Raw genomic sequence first — 19502 nt, forward strand, 5'->3', positions numbered from 1 at the left:
CCGACCGCCCTTCCCTCTCTGCGAGGTCACCCTTGAGAAGAACCCCGCTCAGCGTCGCCGTACTTGTCACGGCGCTCGCCCTGTCCGCCGCCGCGTGCGGAGACGCCACACCCCCTGTCCCGTCGGCGGCCCCCGACGGCGCCGCGTTCAAGCCGGTCAAGCAGGCGCCCGGCAGCACGCTGACCGTCTGGGCCGACTCGACCCGCCAGCCGGCGGTGGAGGCGTACCGCAAGGCGCATCCCGACGTGAAGATCGACCTTGTCACCTACAGCGGCCAGGACACCGATCTGCGTACCAAGATCCAGCTGTTCGACCGCTCCGGCAGCGGCTGGCCTGACGTCGTGTTCTCGACGTCCCTCACCTCGGCTTCCTGGACGGCCACCGGCGACCAGCCCTACGCCGCCCCGCTCGACAAGGGCCTGCTGTCCAAGGACACCCTCTCCGGCTTCTCCAAGGGCGCACTCGACCCGTGCACGTCCGGCGGCACGATCCGCTGCCTGCGCAACGACGTCGCCCCGACACTGCTCTGGTACGACAAGAAGCTCATGGACAAGTGGGGTTACCAGGTACCTACGACCTGGGAGGAGTACCAGGAACTGGGCGAGAAGGTCGCCAAGGAGCACCCTGGCTATCTGGTCGGCTCCGTCGACGTCGCCCCGAACACGTATCTGTGGCCCAGCCGGTGCCCGGCCGAGGGGCTCACCGGGCCCAAGGAGATCCACGTCGATCTCTCGGACCCCAAGTGCACCCGGGCCACCGAGATGCTGGACGCGCTGCTGAAGGCGGGCTCGCTCACGGCGGAGAGCCCCTGGGACGCCTCGTTCGCCAAGAAGAAGGCGGACAAGGTGCTGATGATGCCCGGCCCGACGTGGTATGGCCAGTACCTCTTCGCCGGCCCGCTGAAGGTCCCCGCCGAGCGGATGGCCGCCGCGGCCCCCCTGAAGTGGAGCGACGACGACCAGACCTACACCGGCGACTACGGCGGCGGTGTGTGGATCGTCTCCTCCCACAGCAGGAACCTCAAGGGCTCGGCCGACCTGGTCAAGTGGCTGACGACGGACAACTCCGTCCAGGTGGTCAACCCGGGCTTCCCCGCGTACGCGGAGGCCGCCAAGGCCTGGCTGGTCAACCCGAAGAACACCTCGTACTTCGCCGGTGATGTGGCCCCCGCCTTCGGGCAGGCGTCCGGACAGATCTGGCCCGGCTGGACCGACACCACGGAGTTCAACGTGACCGAGCTCTACAAGTCGACCGTCCTGTCGAAGGTGACCCAGGGCGCGACGATCACCTCCCTGCTGCCCGACCTGCAGAAGGCGATCACCGACAAGGCCACGTCGCTCGGATACAAGGTGAAGTGACGCCATGCGACTGGCAACCGACCCCGCCCGCCGATCCCGAGGCGGGCGGGCGTCCGGCCCCCGCCCGGGTCTATCCCAGCGAGCCGGCTACCTCTTCGTCAGCGGGTACACCGTGCTGCTGATCGCGTTCGGCATCCTGCCCGCCGCGTACGCGATCTGGCTGGCTCTTTCGAACTCCCGCGGCCAGCTCGTCGGCCTCGGCAACTTCACCCGTACGTTCACCGACTACCGCTTCGCCGCAGCACTGGGCAACGTGATGCTGTACGTCGCCATCTGGCTGGTCTCGCTGACCGTCCTGGTCCTGGCCGCCGCCCTGATGCTGCACGGGCGGATGCCCCGCACCGGCAAGGTACTGCGGTTCGTCTACTACATACCGGGGGCCCTGGCCGGCGCGGCCAGTGTGGTGCTGTGGCTGATCATGCTCGACCCGGCCGTAAGTCCGGCCGGCTTCCTCCTGCGAGCCATGGGCCAGGAATCCCTGCCCGAGGTCATCCTGCCGGATCACCTGCCGGTGGTGTTCACGGTCATCGCCTTCTGGACCGGTGCAGGCGGCTGGATCATCGTCATGTACGGGGCCCTGAACAACATCCCGTCCGAACTCCTGGAGGCCGCCCGCGTGGACGGCGCGAGCGTGCTGCAGACCACCCTGCGGATCCAGCTGCCGATGCTGCGGAAATGGATCACCTACATGGTCATCCTGGCCTTCGCGGGCGGCACCCAACTGTTCGTCGAGCCGCAGCTCGTCACCACCGCGAGCCAGCGCATGGTCTCCGACTCCTGGTCGCTCAACCAGCTCACCGTCCAGTACGCCTTCCAGGCCAACGACTTCAACGGCGCCGCCGCCCTGTCAGTGGACCTGCTGCTCATCGGCGTGATCGCCGCGGCTGCGGTGGTCTTCCGCGGCGGCCTGTTCGAGAGGGACTGATGCCCCGTGTCCGTCGTCGACTCCCCACCCGCCCGCGACACGGCCGAGACCGTGGGCGCGGCGCCCACCGCCCGCCGGGAGACTCCCGGCCGCCGGATCATGGCGCGCGCCGCGGCGGCTCGCGGTCTGTGGTGGCTCTGCTCCGCCGGTTTTGTCCTGTTCTTCGCCGTGCCCATCGTGTGGCTGGTGCTCGCTCCCACCAAGAGCGATGCCCAGATCATCGCCGACAACCCCTTCGCGCCGGGTTCCCTGGACGGTCTGACCCGCACCTGGAACAAGCTGTTCGGCTACGAGGACGGGGCGATCCTCACCTGGATCAAGAACTCCGTCGTCTACTCGTTCGGCGCGCTGGCCCTGACCCTGGCCACCTCGGTGCCCGCCGGCTACGCGCTCGCGCTGACCGGGTTCGTCGGCCGCAAGCTGCTGCTCACGGTCACTCTGATCGTGATGATCATGCCGGCGTCGGTCCTCGTCCTGCCGATCTACCTGGAGGTCAACGCGGTCCATCTGACCGGGACCATCTGGTCGGTCCTGCTGCCGCTCTCGTTCTTCCCGTTCGGGGTCTATCTCACCTACATCTACTTCTCGTCCACGATCCCGGCGGATGTCCTCGCCGCGGCCCGCATGGACGGGTGCAGCGAGTGGCAGGTGTTCACCCGGATCGCGCTGCCGCTGGCCCGGCCTGTGATCGCACTGGTGGGTTTCTTCAGCTTCGTCGGCAGCTGGAACAACTTCTTCCTCCCGTTCATGATGCTGCCGTCCAGCTCGCAGTACCCGGCCCAGGTGGGACTGAGCAACCTGCTGGCCTCCTCCCAGATCGTCTATCCGGCCGCCGCCAGCGGGATGGGCCGCCCCGAACTGGCGCTCGCCGCCCTCGTCACGGTCCTTCCCGTGCTGCTGGTCTTCCTCTTCTCCCAGCGCTCCCTGGTCTCCGGCATGCTCGCGGGAGCCTCGAAGGAATGACCGCCCGAAGCCGCGGAACGACTATCGGGAGCCGCACGCGCCCCCCTTGGAAATTCCGAATTCCGTATCTAGTGTGGTCGCGACGAGTCGCGCCTCACCCCAGGCGTGGCCCACAGGACCCAGAAGAGCGAAGAGTTCATGACGCACCCGGTCAACCAGCGCGACAGCGAGCTGATCTCACGCAGGCCTCGCGTGGCGGACGAGGTCACCGACTCCCTCCGCCGCGTGCTGCTGGAGCAGGAACTCCTTCCCGGCGACAGGCTGCTCGTCGCCGACCTCGCCCAGCGGTTCGGGGTCTCGCCCACACCGGTGCGCGAGGCGCTCTCCCTGCTGGAGGCCGAGGGCCTGGTGGCCAAGCGGCCGCGTCAGGGCTATGTGGTGGGCGACCTGCTGGATCGCGCCACGCTGGAGAGCCTCTACGCCCTCCGGCTCCGGTTGGAACCCTGGGCGGCCGGACTGGCGGCCACGCATGGCACCACCGAACAGATCGGGCGGCTGGACGCGATGTGCGGCCCACCCCCTTCAGACGCCGACGTGGCGTCCTACCACGGGTACAGCAGTGTGTCCGACCAGGACCTGGGCTTCCACCGTGTGGTCGCCGACGCGTCGGGCAACGTGGTCCTGGGGGACGTCCTGGGCAGACTCGCCCCCAAACTCCGACAGTTCCACGCCTACCATCAAGCAGGCGCCACGGCACTGGCGTGGACGGAACACCGTGCCATCACCGACGCGATCGTCCGGGGTGACGCCGAAGCGGCCGAGGCCGCGATGACGGCTCATCTCCGGGCGGCACTGGAGCGGATCCGCGCCTCCATCGCTCCCTGAGTCCGGCGTCGCTCCGGGAAGCCGACTCCCGGACGACCGGTCCGCCGGAGTCCACGGATCGCGAGCGCGCACCCGTCGGCGCCCCGCTTCGGCGATCGAGTCGACGTCCGAAGCGCCGACGGCCCCACCGGACCTTCCGCGCGCGGTGCCCCGCCGGGCGGGGCGGATCCCTCGGGCCACTCGTCCCACACACCTGAACCGTCCACCCCCGGGGCCGCTCCGCACACGCGGCCCCGCCACCCCATCGCCTGGAGACACCCGTGAAACTGCAGCGCGTCGGCCCGCCCGGCGAAGAGATACCCGTCGTCACGGCGGCAGACGGTCGGACCTACTCCCTCACCGCGCTGACGGACGACATCGACGCGGCCTTCCTCGCCGCCGACGGAGCGGGCCGGACGCGCCGAGCCCTGGCAGCGCGCGCCCTGCCCGAGATCGACATCACCGGGCTGCGGACCGGTGCCCCGATCGCTCGGCCGGGCAAGGTCATCTGCATCGGACTGAACTATCGGGACCACGCCGAGGAGACCGGCCTGCCGATTCCTCCTCGTCCGGTGGTGTTCATGAAGGACCCGTACACCGTGGTCGGCCCCTTCGACCGGGTCCTGATCCCACGCAACTCGGTCAGGACCGACTGGGAGGTGGAGCTGGCCGTCGTGATCGGCCGACGAGCCCGCTATCTGGACTCGCCCGACGACTCCGCGAGCGTCATCGCCGGGTACGCGATCAGCCACGACGTCTCCGAACGCGAGTTCCAGCTGGAGTACTCGGCCCAGTGGGACCTCGGCAAGTCGTGCGAGACCTTCAACCCACTCGGCCCCTGGCTCGTCACCGCCGACGAGATCACCGACCCCCAGAGCCTGGAACTGCGGCTGACCGTCAACGGAGAGCCGCGCCAGACCGGCAGCACCAAGAACATGATCTTCGACGTGGCGCACATCGTCTGGTACCTGAGCCAGTACATGGTCCTGGAACCCGGCGACGTCATCAACACCGGCACCCCGGCCGGCGTCGCCCTCGGGCTGCCCGGCACCCCGTTCCTACGCGCCGGAGACGTGGTCGAACTGTCGATCGACGGCCTCGGAGCCCAGCGCCAGACCTTCGCCCAGGCATGAGAAAGGTGGCTCCGTGAATGCCTCCACCCCGACCGCCGACACAGGCGGCACCCGTTGCTCCGCCGCTCCCGACACCCTCTCGCGCGTCGATACGGACCGGAACGCGCATGCCACGGCAGGTGTCATCATGACCGGCCGGGCGGATCCGTCATGACCGATCTCGATGGACTGCGGGCGATCGTCACCGGCGGAGCCTCCGGAATCGGGCGGGCCACGGCCGAGGAACTCACCGGACGCGGTGCCACCGTCGCCGTGCTCGACCTCGACCCGGCCGACGCCGTCCACGGGTTCCGGGCCGACGTGGGCGACGACGCCTCCGTACGTGCCGCGGTAGAGGCCGCGACGACGGCCCTGGGCGGTCTCGACATCCTGGTCAACAACGCGGGGGCCGGCGCGACCGGCACCGTGGAGGACAACCCGGACGAACAGTGGCACCGGATCCTGGACGTCAACGTGCTGGGCGTCGTCCGCACGACCCGTGCCGCGCTGCCCCATCTGCGCCGTTCGCGACACGCGGCCGTCGTCAACGTCTGCTCCATCGCCGCCACCGCCGGTCTGCCCCGGCGCGCCCTGTACTCGGCGAGCAAGGGGGCGGTGCTCTCGCTCACCCTGGCGATGGCGGCCGACCATGTGCGCGAGGGCGTCCGGGTCAACTGTGTGCATCCCGGTACCGTCGACACCCCGTGGGTCGGCCGTCTCGTCGACTCGGCGGACGATCCTGTGGCGGAACGTGCCGCCCTGAACGCCCGCCAGCCCACCGGACGCCTGGTTTCCGCCCGCGAAGTCGCCGCCGCCATCGCCTACCTGGCGAGTCCCGCCGCCGCCTCGGTCACCGGCGCCGCACTGGCCGTCGACGGGGGTATGGCGGGACTGCGGCTACCCGCCGACCCCGAACGGCAAGGGCCGTCATGACGCTTCCAGGGCGACAGCGCGTCGGTCGCGGCACGACCTGGGTCGGTGAACTGTCCTTCGGTGCCGCCGGCATCGGCAACCTCTTCACTCCGGTCAGCGACGACGAGGCAGCCGACACCCTCGCCGCCGCCTGGGAGTCGGGCATCCGTAGTTTCGACACCGCACCGCACTACGGTCTCGGGCTGTCGGAGCGTCGCCTCGGCGCCGCGCTCCGTGACAGACCTCGACACGAGTACACCGTCTCCACCAAGGTCGGCCGCCTCCTGGAACCCGTGCCCGGCCCGGTCGGCGACGACCTCGACAACGGTTTCGCGGTCCCCGCGACCCACCGGCGGGTCTGGGACTTCAGCGCCGACGGCGTACGGCGATGCCTTGAGGCCAGCCTGGAACGGCTCGGCCTGGATCATGTGGACACCGTCTACCTGCACGACCCCGACGACCACGCCGAGCAGGCGCTCACCGAGGCGTACCCGGCCCTGGAGCGGCTGCGCGCCGAGGGCCTGGTGCGCGCCATCGGCATCGGTATGAACCAGACAGCTGTCCCCACCCGCTTCGTCCGCGAGACCGACATCGACGTCGTGCTGCTGGCGGGCCGCTACTCGTTGATCGACCAGCGCGGCCTGGCGGACCTCCTGCCGGAGGCCCACCGGCACGGCACCTCCGTCGTGGTGGCCGGAGTCTTCAACTCCGGCCTGCTGGCCGCCCCCGGCCCCGAAGTCACCTACGACTACGCCCCCGTCCCCGAGGCGATGCTCCGGCGCGCACTGCGCCTGCAGGAGATCTGTGAACGGCACGGCGTACCGCTCCGGGCCGCCGCCGCACGCTTTCCCCTCGGGCATCCGGCGGTCGCCGCGGTGCTGATCGGACTGCGGAACGCGACAGAGGTCCTCGACGCCGTCGAGCAGTTCCGTCGCCCCGTCCCCGACGGCCTGTGGCACGAGCTGCGCGCCGTCGGCCTGCTCGCAGCCGACGTACCGGTGCCCTGCGGGGACGCCGACAGACGCCCGCCGGGTGACCATCGGGGCAGCCTCCGAGACCCGTAGGGGGCTGCTCGGGCCCGGACTCGCCCGCCGACGCAGCGCCCACCGCACCGCACCGCACCGCCGCGGAAGCGACGCCACCGGACCCCACGAAAGGACCCGCGCCCCGGCGAGCAGTGGCGTCCTCCCGCGCTCCGGGTCCACTCGGCGCGCGGCGCGGGAGGTACCGCTCCGTGGGCTCAGCCCCGGGGCAGGGCCTCGGGGCTGAACCCACGCGGGCGGGTCCGGCCCCGGACGGGCCGAGGCCGGACCCGGTCACCCGGTCACACGGTCACACGGTCACGATCCGCCACTGCTGCCGCTCTGCCCGCGTGTAGGTCCACTGGTTGATGTCCGCGCCGTCCGCCGTCGATCCGTTGTCGACGTTGAGGGCGAGCCCGGAGAGCCGGTTGGTGAGGTAGAAGTAGCCGTCACCGGTCGGCGTCACGGCCCAGTGCTGCTGCGGAACGCTGTCGTCCGACCAGATGCCCGCCTTGCCACCGTTCGCCCGCGACAGACCGGCCACCTCCAGGACCTTGCCACTGCTCACGCCCCGGATGCGGTAGTAGCCGTCGCCCGTGGAGACGAAGGTCCACTTCTGGCTCGACTGGTTCCGCCAGGGCTGCTGACGCACTTCGGTGCCGTTGGCGGTGCCGTCCCCGAGAACGTCGGCCACCTTGCCGCTGGCACGGTTCACCAGTTGGTACACCGTCGCGTTGCCCGGCAGGACACGCGACACCAGAACGGGCTTCTTCTTCCTGCCGCCGATCCGCACACCCCCCATGTTCGAGTAGCCGCCGGTGCCCTCCACGGCCTCGATCCGCACGAACCCCACCTGGCGCGGACTCCATTCCACGACCTTGAGGGCCCTGCTGCCGCCCCAGATGCCGCCCCCCACTTCCGTGAAGCTGCTGCCGTCGGTGCTGGTGGAGATCTTGTACGAGATGATGTCCCCGTCACTGGAGTTGTTGCGGCCCCACTGCTTCGGCAGGTATTCGAGCGTGGACACATTGCTCCACACCCCGCCGAGATCGATGGTGATCGAGTGCGGCAGGCGCAGGTTCCAGGTGGACCAGCAGGTCTCGAAGTTCCTGTCGCTGAGCCCGTCGATCGCGTTCATCGGGCCCTCGCCGTCGTGGAAACCGGTGGCGTAGGCGCTGACCGGTGTCACCGGGTGCTCGGCGCGCGGCAGTTGCTCGGGCAGCTTCGGGCGGGATGTGTCGGGCCGCCAGACCGCACCCACTTCGGCCAGCCTCTTCACGATGTTGTCGTCCAGTCTGCCGTCGCGGTTGGGCGGGCAGTTGAGGATGAACGAGGTGTACTTCGGCTCCAGATCCACCAGATGGGACAGGATCGACGCCTTGCTGATGGGGTTGGTCTTCGGCGTCGAGGGATGCCAGAACCATCCGTCGCTGATCGTCTGCCCCTGTATCGCGGCATGCGTGTTCCCCTCCGGCGCCGTGATGCCCAACGGCTCCTCGAAGTAGATCGCGTCGCCGAGGAACGGCACCGAGAGACCGCCGTGGTCGATCATGACGATGTCCGGCTGAAGGGACTTCACGTGCTCGCGGATCCGCTGGTACGAGACGGCCTGCTGGCCCATCTGCCAGCCGTAGCCGTCCGTGACGAACATGTCGATCTCGCCGTAGTTGGTCAGCAGTTCGGTGATCTGGTTGAGCATGTAGGTCATGTCACCGGGCACGATGGTCTGGTCGGCCCCCACCCCGTGCCGGGTGTCGTACCCCTGCACACTGTACGAGCGGTCCCAGATCGAGAAGTAGAGACCGATGCGGAGTCCCTCCGCCCGGAACGCCTTCACGTACTGGTCGACGATGTCGCGCTTGTAACCACTCTTGGCGACGTTGTAGTCGTTGTACTTCGTCGGCCAGAGGCAGAAGCCGTCGTGGTGCTTGGTGGTGAGCACCCCGTAGCTCATCCCCGCGGCCTTGGCGGCCTTGGCCCACTGCGCGCAGTCCACGCTGGGAGGAGCGAAGAGAGCAGGGCTCTGGTTGGGCGCGGCCCACTCCTCGTCGGTGAACGTCCCCATGTTGAAGTGGTTGAACATGCCGAACCGCATGTCCACGAGCCTTCTCAGCGCCGACTTCGAACTGTTGGCGGCCACCGCGGAGGAGGCGGTGAAGGCGGGCATCGCCGTAGCCGCGGCGGTGACTCCGGCGGCGGTCAGGACGGAACGGCGGGACGGGCTTCCTGGCGGCATGGTCTGGCTCCTGGTTTCACATGGGTGCGTTTGTCCGGCACCGAGGGCGCCCCTCGGAGGCAACGGGTCGTGGGTGGACTGCTGACGGCCTGCAGAAGTGATGCAGGGTCATGCCGTGGGGTGGCCCTCCCGATTCCGCGGAACACGTGTTGCCGCCCGCCGAGCGAATGGCAGACCCGCGCTGTCGACGTCCACGCGCAGTCGCAGGGGTGCCAGCCGGCCACGGTGCGGGCGTCGCCGGATGTCAGGCTTGAACTTCTTGCATGGAACCGGACCATGTCAACCATCTTGCTGGGATGAAAAACGCATCAACCTCAACACCCGACCCTTCATGTCCCATTTACTCCATTTCACTCCCGCCACTCATCCCATGTTTCGCGGGAATCGCCCTCGGTAGGACGTCACGTCGGCGCCCGCCGAGGGCATGACACCCACGACGGAGCCGCTCTGGAAGATGGAGCCCACACCCCTCCGGCCGACCGGCCCGCGTCCGCGTGAACACGTCAGAGTCGAGGAAAGTGGTCCGAGCATGATCACCGACGAGGCCAGCAGGGGTAGTCAGTCAGGCTTCCATTGCGGTAGCGAATGGGTGCCCTTCACACCGGCGTCGGCACCACCCCCGGCGAAGACCGCGGCACGGACCATCTCCCCCGGCGCCGAGGAGGCATCCGTCCCCCACGAGGGGGGCGACGCTGTCCCGCTCGCCAGCCGCATGGGAAGAACCCCTGTGGACAGCCATGTCGGCATGGTGTCGTCGCCCATGCCGCCCTCACGCTCGCTCACCCTGCCGTCGTCGCCACGACGCGCGCTCGGCCGGGACCGCCGCGGGATCCGTCGCCGTGAACCGGACTCAATCGACCGACGCACTGGGCACCGGCACGCGCCGACGTCGGGCGGACCGATGCGCAGGCGCGACCGGTAACCGGAGGAAGGAGTCAGCGGGCGAGCCGTGACCAGAGGGGGGCGGCTGCGCCAGGAAGCCCGTCGCTTGTGCGACGCATCGCGTACGAGCGACGGGATCCGCAGGCTGCCGACCGGCAGGACCCGATCGCGGTCCATGCGCTCCGGCGATCGACACCAGACACTGACGTTCATCTTCCGATCACCTCAAGGACTCCTGCAATACACCCGCCATTTTCATGGGCCCTTCATGAGCCGCTGGTTGCGTATACGTCGCTGGCTGGTCCGCACGGAGAGCAAGGAGGCAGATGGTGTTCCGGTCGAAGACAGCCGCACCCAAACATGCTCGGGCCCGCGAGGCTCGGACTGACGCGGGCAGCGGCAACGCCGAACACGGGGACGAGGCTCCACTGCACGTGGCCAGTCGGCTGCACGCGTTCAACCGGTTCGAACTGAAGTATCTCGTACCGGTCGAACAGGCGGCCGACATCCGTGACGAGTTGGCCGAGCGGATGGACCGGGACCTGCACAGCCCGGTCGGCGGCTACGGGGTGTGGAGCCTGTACTACGACACCCCGCAACTCCGCTTCTACTGGGAGAAGATCGAGGGACTGAAGTTCCGGCGCAAGCTGCGCATCCGCCACTACGGCAACCTCGACGGCGTCACCGAGGAGTCACCGGTGTGCGTGGAGATCAAGCAGCGGGTCAACCGGGTCACGCAGAAGCGCCGCATCACCCTGCCCTACGAGGTCGCCCGCCGACTGTGTGACGGCCGGGAGATGGTGGAGCACTCGCCGAAGGAGAGTGCCTTCATCCAGGAGGTGCTGGAACTGATCGTCCGACTGAACCTGCAGCCCACCGCGATCACCGGCTACCAGCGTGAGGCTCTGGTGGGGCGCGACGCGGACACCGGTCTGCGCGTGACCTTCGACCGGCGGGTCCGCGGCCGGGACCGGGACTTCCACTTCGGGATCTCCACACCCGAGAACAGATTCACCATCCCGCCGCACCTTTCGGTGATGGAGATCAAGGTGAACGAGCGTACTCCGCACTGGATCACGGATCTCGCGGCCCGCCGGAACCTGAACCTCGTCCGGATCTCCAAGTACGTCCAGTCCGTCGAGGCGTTCGGCCTGGCGCCCCGGTCGGTCTTCCATGTCAACGAGGCGGACTACCCGCCTCCCACCCCCGCACAACAGCCGCCACACGAGCGGCCGGCGCCGGAAGCGCCGATGAAGGCAGGAGCACAGTGAATTTCGAACTGCAGGAACTCAGCGGCACCTTCAGCGTGGCCGACGTGGTGGCGGCGATGGCGCTGTCGTTCATCCTGAGCACGGTGATCGGCTACGTGTACCGCTACACGCACCGGAACGTCTCCTACAGCCAGTCGTACGTCCAGACCCTCGTCATCGTCGGCATGATCGTCGCGTTGATCATGTTGGTGGTCGGATCGAACCTGGCCCGGGCGTTCTCATTGGTCGGCGCATTGTCCGTGATTCGCTTCCGCAACGCGATCAAGGAAACCAGGGACGTCGGCTTCGTCTTCCTGGCGATGGCGATCGGCATGGCCTGCGGCGCCCGCTTCTACACCCTGGCCGCAGTCGGCGCCGTGGTGATCTGCACGGTCGTCGTCATCATGTTCAAGTTCAACTGGTTCGCGCTCAACGTCCAGCGTCAGGTCGTCAAGGTCCAGGTACCGGCCGGTGAGAACTACACTCCGGCCATCACCGACGTGCTGATCAAGTACACCAGCGAGTTCGAACTGGTGAGCACCGAGACAATTCGGGGCGGGGCGCTCAACGAGGTGTTCTACACCGTCCGTATGAAGAAGGGCACCGAGCCGGGCGATCTGGTGTCGGCACTGCAGGCACGCACGTCCGGGCAGCGGGTGACAGTCCTGACCGGCTACGACACGACCGATCTGTGATGGCCGGCCGTTCCCGGGCGTTCAAGCGACGCGTGCGAGACCGGCTGCCCGTCCGTTTGCGCCACCACTGGAGGCCGGCCGCCGCGCTGGGCGTCGGACTCGCGTCGATGGTGTACTTCCTCGGCGACGCGCGCATCTCCCCATACGTCACCTCGGCATCACAGGTGGAAGCCGACCCCATCACCGACGATGTCAAGGGCACGGTGGACCTCTACGACCGGACGGTGTCGCACTCGATCCAGCTCACCTACGACCAGAGCAAGTTCGAGAAGATGATGAAGGAGTTCCGCGACGACGGCACCAAGGACTACATAGAGGCCGACCTCACGATCGACGGCGTCTATCTGGAGGATGTCGGAATCCGGTTGAAGGGAAACTCCACACTGATGTCCCTGCGCGGCACTTCGGGCATGCCCGGTGGCGGCCGGACCGCGCCGAACGCCGCGCAGGGCGCTCCCCAAGACGCAGGTGAGCCCGAGGGAGGCGCAACGGGCGGAGCAGCGAGCGGGACCACAGGCAGGGACGGGGACACGACGGCCGACGGAACCGACGGTCAGGACGGCGCCCAGAACACGAGGGGCGGAGGCGGCGGCATGGTGTCGTACAACCTGTCCGAGGACAAGCCCGAGGAACTGCCCTGGCTCATCAAGATCGACGAGTATGTCGAGGGGCGCGCCTACCAGGGAGAGCGGGAGATCTCGCTCAGGCCGGGCAGCGACGAGCAGGTGCCGCTGAACGAGGCGCTCTCGCTGTCGCTGACCGAGGAGAGCGGTCAGAAGGCCGAGGAGTTCGGCTTCGCGTCCGTACAGGTGAACAACCGGCCGGCCGTGACACGCCTGATGGTCGAGAGCCCCGACACCGACTATGCGGACGACATGGGCGACGGGGTGCTCTACAAGGCGAAGGCGGGAGGCAGCTTCTCCTACACCGGCGATGACCCGACCGACTACGAGTCGTCCTTCAAGCAGCTGAACAAGAAGGGCAGCCAGGACCTCGAACCGGTCATGAAGCTCGTCAAGTGGGTCAACAACGCTTCCGACGAGGAGTTCGAGCAGGATCTCGACAAGTACGTGGACGTCGATTCCCTGGCCAACTACGTCGCCATGCAGAACCTGCTGATGAACGCCGACGACATGGCCGGACCCGGCAAGAACTACCTGCTGTGGTACGACCTGGACACCGAGAAGTTCTCCGTCCTCGGCTGGGACTACAACCTCACCTTCAGCGGGGACGCCACGGCCGGGCCGGACGACACCTTCAGCCTCGGCGGAGGAGGCGGAGGCGGAGGCGGAGGCCAGGGCGATGGAGGAGCGAACGGCACGCCACCCGTCGGACAGGACGGTGAAGCGTCCGGTACTCCACAGGGCATGCCCTCCGGTGCTCCACAGGACATGCCCGAAGGGGCGCCCGAGGGAATGCCGGGCGGAGCCACCGGCGGCGGCCAGGGTGAGGGTGACGAAGGCCAGAACCGCGCCGGTGGTGGTGGATTCTCTTCGGGGCACATCCTCAAGGAACGATTCCTGGAGTCCGATGCCCTGGACAGCGTCTACAAGGACGCCTACCGGTCGCTCTACGAGAAGCTCTACGCGTCAGGGACCGCCACCGACGCGCTGCAGAGCGTCTCCGACGAGGCCCAGGCGGCCGGGGCCGACAGCGAAGGCCTGGAATCCGCTGCCTCGGCCCTGAAACAGACCGTCACCCAGCGGACCGAGGCACTCGCCGAGGACCCGCAGGTGACCGGCTGAGACACCGGCATCCCGGGCTTCCCGTCTGTCGTACCCGCCCGGGATGCCGGCCCCCCTCACCGACCGGCCCCCAGGGGTCCTCGCACCTGGCACGCTCTCATCGTGTGCTCATGGGCGAGGACCCCTCACTCATGTCCCGCACAGGAACCGCGGCTAGCATCACGCCTCCGTCCCAGGCCAGGCCCACGGGCCCGGCCTGCCCAGATGCCCGAGGTGAGTCGCACCCATGAGCCAGAACTCTGCCGCCCTGTGGGCACCCGGTTCCCGCCACACCGTCCTGGTGGTGGAGGACGACCCGGGCATACGCGCCCTGCTCACGTCCGCCCTGCGCGCAGCGGGTTACGCGGTGGTGGCCGTCGGCACCGGGCAGGAGGCCATGTTCGAAGCGGGCCGCGGCAGCCCGGGCCTCATCGTGATGGACGTGATGCTCCCGGACACCGACGGGTTCGCGCTGACCCGGGAGTTAAGGACGCTGGGTGTGTACACCCCTGTCCTGTTCCTCACCGCCCGCAGCGAGATCGAGGACCGGATCGTCGGGCTCAGCTCCGGCGGTGACGACTACGTGACCAAGCCCTTCCATGTGCAGGAGGTACTGCTGCGAATCCGGGCCATCCTGCGTCGCGGCAGCGTGCCCGCGTCTGCGTGGAGCCGCCGCCCGGAGCTGCGCTATGCCGATCTGACCCTGGACGAGGGCACACACGACGTGCGGCGTGCGGACCGGTCGCTGAAGCTGTCTCCCACCGAGTTCCGGCTGCTGACCTGTCTGTTGTCCCATCCCGAGCGTGTGCTGGAGAAGGCCGAGATCCTACGGCTGGTCTGGAAGTACGACTTCGCGGGCGACACCCGCATCGTCGACACGTATGTGAAGAACCTCCGCCGCAAGATCGACCAGACACCACCCGCTCTGATCCACACCGTCCGAGGGGTCGGCTACTGCCTGCGCCTGCCACGCCAGGCAGCCGGAATGGTCGCCCCGTGAGAAGGTGGCCGCGACCGCCGTTCCCACGCTCCCTGCGCGGACGCCTCATAGGGATCTCCTGTCTGTCGGCCGCGGCGGCGGTTCTCGTGTGCCAGGTCGCCGGGCTGATCGCGCTGCGGTCCTGGCTCATCGACCAGACCGACGACCGGCTCCTCGACTTCCGTCCCCCCACCCATGTGTACCGGCAGATCGCCGATACCGGGGTCCTGCGACATCCCGACCCTGACGACGGCCTGCCCTCGGACTACCACGTGTACTTCTACGGCACGGACGGACTCCTGCTCGCCGACTCCCTCGGCAACGGGGCGGGCCCACCCCTGCCGGAGACAAGCGCCGGTCTGCAACTGTCCGACGGCGAACCCGTCACGCTACGGGACGAGACCGGGAACCAGGAACGGAGTTGGCGCCTCGTCGCGGACTCCGGGCCCCGGAACATGCGTGCCGTGGTGGCGCTCCCCCTGGACACCGTGGACGGCGCGACCGACAAACTCCTCTGGTTCGGCCTCACGCTGGACGCGAGTGTCGCCGTCGGTGTCGTTCTGCTGAGCAACGCCGCCGTCCGTCTCGGCCTGAGACCGCTCACCAGGATCGAGCACGCGGCTCAGCGCATCACGGACGGCGCGCCGGACCTCGGTGTTCCCGCACTCGACCCGAAAACCGAGGTCGGTCGCCTCGGTCTGGCGCTGAACACCATGCTCGACCGATTGCGCGCCGCCCGGCGACGAGCCGAGGCGTCCGAGACCAGTCTGAGCCACTTCATGGCGGACTCCGGCCACGAGTTGCGAACACCACTCACCTCGATCCAGGGCTTCGCCGAACTCCTCCTCCATGAGCCCGGGATGAGCGACCGACGGCGCATCGAGGCGTACGAGCAGATCGCGCGCAACGCCGACCGCATGACACGTCTGGTGGGCGATCTGTTCACGCTCGCCAAACTCGGCGACGCGCCACCGCCGAATCGCGAGATCGTCGACATGCTCGCCCTGGCCGCAGACGCGGTGACGACAGCCGCCGTACGTCATTCCAGTCACCGTGTCGGGCTGGAGCCGGTGGGCGACAGTCACGAGGCCGACCCGGACGGCGAACTCTCTGTTGTGGAGACGCTCGGTGATCCGCACCAGCTGGCTCAGGTGATCGAGAACCTCCTGGCCAACGCCTGCACCCACACCCCCGACGGGACCTGGGTCCGTGTCGGGGTCGGCACGGCGTGGACCGGCGCGGGAGCCATGGGCGCGGACCGCCCCGGACGGAACAGCGTCTGTCCGCCGCTGCCGCCGGGCGTCCCCGTGTGCGTGGTCGAGGTCTCCGACGGCGGCCCCGGCATCGCACCGGACGAGGCACGCCATGTCTTCGACCGGTTCTACCGGGCCGCCGACGGTCGCGGCGTGGAGGCCGAGGCGGGGTCCGGCCTCGGCCTCGCCATCGCGTCGGCCATCGCCGAGTCCCACGGCGGACGGCTGGAACTGGACACCCTTCCCGGCCGGGGCTGCACCTTCCGCCTTCTTCTTCCCCTCGCCCGCCCCGGGGAACGGAACGATCACCGATGCGTGCCGGGCGGGCACCGTGACGGTGACCTCCGTACGCGGGGGAAGCAGTAGCTGCCGGAGGATTGTCAAGCGGTCTTCGTCCGTCGTCGCAGGGCACTCGACCGCGGTCGACAAGGGGACGGAGTGCCGGCGCCGCCGCTGAGGCGACAGCGCGCTACCGTGGCTCGGCGCCGACTCCGTCGTCCGCTCGTGGGGAGCCGGATGAAGGCGTTCGGTGCGAGAGGTATTGACGCTCTCCCTGAGCCTTCTAGTATCCATGGTGACCGACTGGTCGGTCGACGGTCGAAATATCGAACGTGATTGTCGGGCCGATCCGTGCACGCGGCACGACCCAGGCATGACAGCACCCGCATCATCCGCACCGGCAAGGCCCTCCGACGCGCCACCACGCCGGACGCACGACGACGCGCATGGTGGCCGTAAGGCGGGCCCCGACCACCCATGGAGTCCGTATGCCTGTGGACACACAACACCTTCGCCCACGCCCTCACGGCGCAGCCCTGATCGTCCCGCCGAAGCCGGCGATGTCACTCGTCGCCCTCCTTCCGGAGCCGTCTTCCGCAGTGGGCCCGGGGCCCGGGGACGGGCGGAACCAGCACCGCCGCACGGTTGCCGAGCAGCTTCCGTTGGTCTTCCGCCGAACAGCTGATCGCCTCCAGGCCCGACGCGAACCACCCGGTCGTCCCCGTCGAAGATCCCACGGTGACCCGCGCCGACGGCGAGGGGCACGTCTTCATGACGACCCTCGGCACCTCGGGAGGTCGGAGGCCGGCCCACAACGGCTTCACAAACCAATAGCAGGCCGGGGCCCCGCCGGCACTCCCGACTACTGGATCATCTGCGACGGCGCCATGCGCTACTTGTTCTCCGCTGACGCGAACGATCATGTGCACTGCTCGAAGACCAGCGTCGGCAAGTTCCCCAGCGGCTTCCGCGACACCCGACTCGTCGTCCAGGACTCCAAACTCGCCCTGTTCGAGGGCGCCGCGGCCCATGGCGTCCAGGAGACCGACGGGCTCCTCCGGGAGGCGACCGGCGGCGACGGTCCTCTACCTCTCCTTTACCCCGCAGGCCCTCCCCGGCCGGGGGACGCCCTTGGCCGCCGCCGAGGCCAACCCTTCGCCCGCGACGGCAACGACCAGACCATGACCATCGCCTTCTGTCGTATGCAACTCCTCCGGCAGAGCCTCCACCCGTCCGCCGACGGTGACTACTCCCGGCTTCCCTGGCGTCTGGGACTGCTGCCCCGGACGAACAACGCCTGCTGAGGCGTCCCGACCCCGTTCCGGCAACCCGCACACGACCGCCACCCGGCGACACCTCGTCCCGTCGTTCAAGGAGAACGATCACCCATGTCATGGCTCAACCGAGAACACAGTCGCCGCTCAACGCTGGCCGCGGCCACCGGTCTGTTGGCCGGGGCCTCGTTACCTGCCGCGCCCGAAGCACGCGCGGAAGCGTCCAGGCCCACCGCCGCGAGTCCCGAGGCCGTCGCCGCCTCCTACAACAACCCGGTGATCTGGCAGGACTTCGCGGACATCGACATCATCCGTGTCGGCAACACCTATTACTGCTCGGCCTCCACCATGCACTACTCGCCGGGGGCACCCGTCCTGCGCAGTTACGACCTGGTCAACTGGGAGTTCGCCGGCCACTCCGTGCCGACGCTGGACTTCGGCGCGAAGTACGACCTGAACGGCGCCCGGGGCTACGTCAGGGGCGTCTGGGCCTCGTCCCTCAACTACCGCCCGAGCAACAAGACGTTCTACTGGCTGGGGCAGATCGACTTCTCCAAGACGTACATCTACACCGCCATGTCCGTCGAAAGCACCTGGAGCAGGCTCACGACGATCGACAACGCCTACTTCGACGCGGGCCTGCTCATCGATGATGACGACACCATGTACGTGGCCTACGGCAACACCACCATCAACGTCGCCCAACTCTCCGCGGACGGACGCAGTCAGGTCCGGACCCAGCAGGTCTTCACCACACCATCGAGTGTCGGCGCCCTGGAGGGCTCCCGCTTCTACAGGATCAACGGCAACCACTACATCTTCCTCACCCGTCCGGCGAACGGGCAGTACGTCCTGAAGTCCACCACCGGCCCCTTCGGGCCCTACACCCTGCGGCAGGTCCTCCTCGACCTACCCGGCCCGGTCTCCGGCGGCGGGGTCCCGCACCAGGGCGGACTCGTCCAGACGCAGAACGGCGCCTGGTACTACATGGCTTTCGTCGACGCCTACCCCGGCGGTCGCATCCCCGTCCTCGCCCCGATCACCTGGACCTCGGACGGCTGGCCGACCGTACAGCTCGTCGGCAACACCTGGGGCGTCTCGTACCCCACCCCCGCCGTCCCGACCCCGCCCCGCCAGGTCACGCCCCTGACCGGCGTCGACACCTTCAGCGGGACGACCCTCACACCGAAGTGGGAGTGGAACCACAACCCCGACAACAGCAAGTGGTCCGTCAACAACGGCCTGACCCTCCGGACCGCCACGGTCACGGACGACCTGTACTGGGCCCGGAACACCCTCACCCACCGCATCCAGGGCCCCACGTCCACCGCGACGATCCAGCTAGACCACTCCGCCATGAAGGAGGGCGACCGCGCCGGGCTCGCGCTGCTGCGCAACTCCTCGGCCTGGATCGGCGTCAAGCGCGACGGCGGCGCGACGCGTGTGGTCATGGTGAACGGCCTGACCATGGACAGCAGCTACAACACCACCGGTACCGGCACCGAGGTCGCGAGCGCCACCCTCTCGGGGAGCCGCGTCTGGCTGCGTGCGGACGCGGACATCCGCCCCGGCGCTGCCCGACCGGGAACCTTCTCTTACAGCACCGACGGCACCACCTTCGTCCGTCTCGGGCCCGCGTTCACGATGGGCAACGAATGGCGGTTCTTCATGGGCTACCGGTACGCCGTCTTCAACTACGCAACCCAGGCGCTCGGCGGCTCGGTCAAGGTCACCCGATTCGAACTGACCGGCCCCTGACCGGACACCCTCTGTGTGGTCGCCGGAGCACCGGGCCCCGCCCGGAACCCGGCTCCCGCACCGCCGCACACCTCTC

At 68.6% G+C, this 19502-nt stretch carries 15 protein-coding genes; 14 read left to right on the forward strand and 1 reads right to left on the reverse strand.

The window, feature by feature from the left end:
• Nucleotides 1–32 precede the first annotated feature (32 nt).
• From PYR72_RS03545 to PYR72_RS03575, 7 genes are all read left to right on the forward strand, one after another.
• A complete protein-coding gene (locus tag PYR72_RS03545) occupies nucleotides 33–1358 on the forward strand; it encodes an ABC transporter substrate-binding protein (protein ID WP_275453816.1) in 1326 nt (441 codons plus the stop codon).
• 4 nt (nucleotides 1359–1362) lie between these two features.
• Entirely contained in the window at nucleotides 1363–2283 is a 921-nt protein-coding gene (locus PYR72_RS03550; RefSeq protein WP_275453817.1) for a sugar ABC transporter permease, read from the forward strand.
• A 99-nt stretch (nucleotides 2284–2382) separates the two neighbouring features.
• A complete protein-coding gene (locus PYR72_RS03555) occupies nucleotides 2383–3246 on the forward strand; it encodes a carbohydrate ABC transporter permease (protein WP_275460325.1) in 864 nt (287 codons plus the stop codon).
• 138 nt (nucleotides 3247–3384) lie between these two features.
• On the forward strand, nucleotides 3385–4071 hold the full coding sequence (locus PYR72_RS03560; protein WP_275453818.1) for a GntR family transcriptional regulator: 687 nt from the start codon (nucleotides 3385–3387) through the stop codon (nucleotides 4069–4071).
• A 260-nt stretch (nucleotides 4072–4331) separates the two neighbouring features.
• A complete protein-coding gene (locus PYR72_RS03565) occupies nucleotides 4332–5183 on the forward strand; it encodes a fumarylacetoacetate hydrolase family protein (protein WP_275453819.1) in 852 nt (283 codons plus the stop codon).
• Nucleotides 5184–5333: 150 nt separating this feature from the next.
• Nucleotides 5334–6095: an SDR family oxidoreductase gene (locus tag PYR72_RS03570; protein ID WP_275453820.1), complete on the forward strand. Its 762-nt coding sequence runs from the start codon at nucleotides 5334–5336 to the stop codon at nucleotides 6093–6095.
• The gene (locus tag PYR72_RS03575; RefSeq protein ID WP_275453821.1) at nucleotides 6092–7138 is read left to right on the forward strand and encodes an aldo/keto reductase; all 1047 of its coding nucleotides are present in this window, start codon (nucleotides 6092–6094) and stop codon (nucleotides 7136–7138) included. The genes PYR72_RS03570 and PYR72_RS03575 overlap by 4 nt, the downstream gene beginning before the upstream one ends.
• 268 nt (nucleotides 7139–7406) lie before the next feature.
• Here the strand turns inward: PYR72_RS03575 and PYR72_RS03580 are convergent, their stop codons facing one another.
• Entirely contained in the window at nucleotides 7407–9332 is a 1926-nt protein-coding gene (locus tag PYR72_RS03580; RefSeq protein ID WP_275453822.1) for an alpha-L-fucosidase, read from the reverse strand.
• Nucleotides 9333–10648: 1316 nt separating this feature from the next.
• Between PYR72_RS03580 and PYR72_RS03585 the strand changes: the two genes are divergently transcribed.
• The 7 genes from PYR72_RS03585 (at nucleotide 10649) to PYR72_RS03615 (ending at nucleotide 19426) form a co-directional block, all read left to right on the forward strand.
• The gene (locus PYR72_RS03585; protein WP_275453823.1) at nucleotides 10649–11485 is read left to right on the forward strand and encodes a polyphosphate polymerase domain-containing protein; all 837 of its coding nucleotides are present in this window, start codon (nucleotides 10649–10651) and stop codon (nucleotides 11483–11485) included.
• Nucleotides 11482–12159 (forward strand): DUF4956 domain-containing protein, encoded by a 678-nt coding sequence (locus PYR72_RS03590; protein ID WP_275453824.1) that lies wholly within the window; start codon nucleotides 11482–11484, stop codon nucleotides 12157–12159. Before PYR72_RS03585 ends, PYR72_RS03590 begins: the two co-directional genes overlap by 4 nt.
• Complete coding sequence (locus tag PYR72_RS03595) at nucleotides 12159–13904, forward strand: CotH kinase family protein (RefSeq protein WP_275453825.1); 1746 nt, start codon at nucleotides 12159–12161, stop codon at nucleotides 13902–13904. Before PYR72_RS03590 ends, PYR72_RS03595 begins: the two co-directional genes overlap by 1 nt.
• A 226-nt stretch (nucleotides 13905–14130) precedes the next feature.
• Nucleotides 14131–14883: a response regulator transcription factor gene (locus tag PYR72_RS03600; RefSeq protein WP_275453826.1), complete on the forward strand. Its 753-nt coding sequence runs from the start codon at nucleotides 14131–14133 to the stop codon at nucleotides 14881–14883.
• Nucleotides 14880–16481: a HAMP domain-containing sensor histidine kinase gene (locus PYR72_RS03605; RefSeq protein ID WP_275453827.1), complete on the forward strand. Its 1602-nt coding sequence runs from the start codon at nucleotides 14880–14882 to the stop codon at nucleotides 16479–16481. Before PYR72_RS03600 ends, PYR72_RS03605 begins: the two co-directional genes overlap by 4 nt.
• Before the next feature lie 800 nt (nucleotides 16482–17281).
• The gene (locus PYR72_RS03610) at nucleotides 17282–17698 is read left to right on the forward strand and encodes a hypothetical protein (protein WP_275453828.1); all 417 of its coding nucleotides are present in this window, start codon (nucleotides 17282–17284) and stop codon (nucleotides 17696–17698) included.
• Nucleotides 17699–17782: 84 nt separating this feature from the next.
• A complete protein-coding gene (locus PYR72_RS03615; protein ID WP_275453829.1) occupies nucleotides 17783–19426 on the forward strand; it encodes a glycoside hydrolase 43 family protein in 1644 nt (547 codons plus the stop codon).
• The last annotated feature ends 76 nt before the right edge of the window (nucleotides 19427–19502 follow it).

Origin of the sequence: Streptomyces sp. VNUA24, from assembly GCF_029167005.1 — a bacterium.
GTDB lineage: Bacteria > Actinomycetota > Actinomycetes > Streptomycetales > Streptomycetaceae > Streptomyces > Streptomyces scabiei.

What these genes read in the sequence shown, in the direction of transcription:
- PYR72_RS03560 (WP_275453818.1), top strand. Translation starts at nt 3,385, where the DNA reads ATGACGCACCCGGTCAACCAGCGCGACAGCGAGCTGATCTCACGCAGG.
- PYR72_RS03595 (WP_275453825.1), top strand. Translation starts at nt 12,159, where the DNA reads ATGGCCGGCCGTTCCCGGGCGTTCAAGCGACGCGTGCGAGACCGGCTG.
- PYR72_RS03610 (WP_275453828.1), top strand. Translation starts at nt 17,282, where the DNA reads ATGCGCTACTTGTTCTCCGCTGACGCGAACGATCATGTGCACTGCTCG.
- PYR72_RS03555 (WP_275460325.1), top strand. Translation starts at nt 2,383, where the DNA reads ATGGCGCGCGCCGCGGCGGCTCGCGGTCTGTGGTGGCTCTGCTCCGCC.
- PYR72_RS03580 (WP_275453822.1), bottom strand. Translation starts at nt 9,332, where the DNA reads ATGCCGCCAGGAAGCCCGTCCCGCCGTTCCGTCCTGACCGCCGCCGGA.
- PYR72_RS03615 (WP_275453829.1), top strand. Translation starts at nt 17,783, where the DNA reads ATGTCATGGCTCAACCGAGAACACAGTCGCCGCTCAACGCTGGCCGCG.
- PYR72_RS03600 (WP_275453826.1), top strand. Translation starts at nt 14,131, where the DNA reads ATGAGCCAGAACTCTGCCGCCCTGTGGGCACCCGGTTCCCGCCACACC.
- PYR72_RS03575 (WP_275453821.1), top strand. Translation starts at nt 6,092, where the DNA reads ATGACGCTTCCAGGGCGACAGCGCGTCGGTCGCGGCACGACCTGGGTC.
- PYR72_RS03550 (WP_275453817.1), top strand. Translation starts at nt 1,363, where the DNA reads ATGCGACTGGCAACCGACCCCGCCCGCCGATCCCGAGGCGGGCGGGCG.
- PYR72_RS03570 (WP_275453820.1), top strand. Translation starts at nt 5,334, where the DNA reads ATGACCGATCTCGATGGACTGCGGGCGATCGTCACCGGCGGAGCCTCC.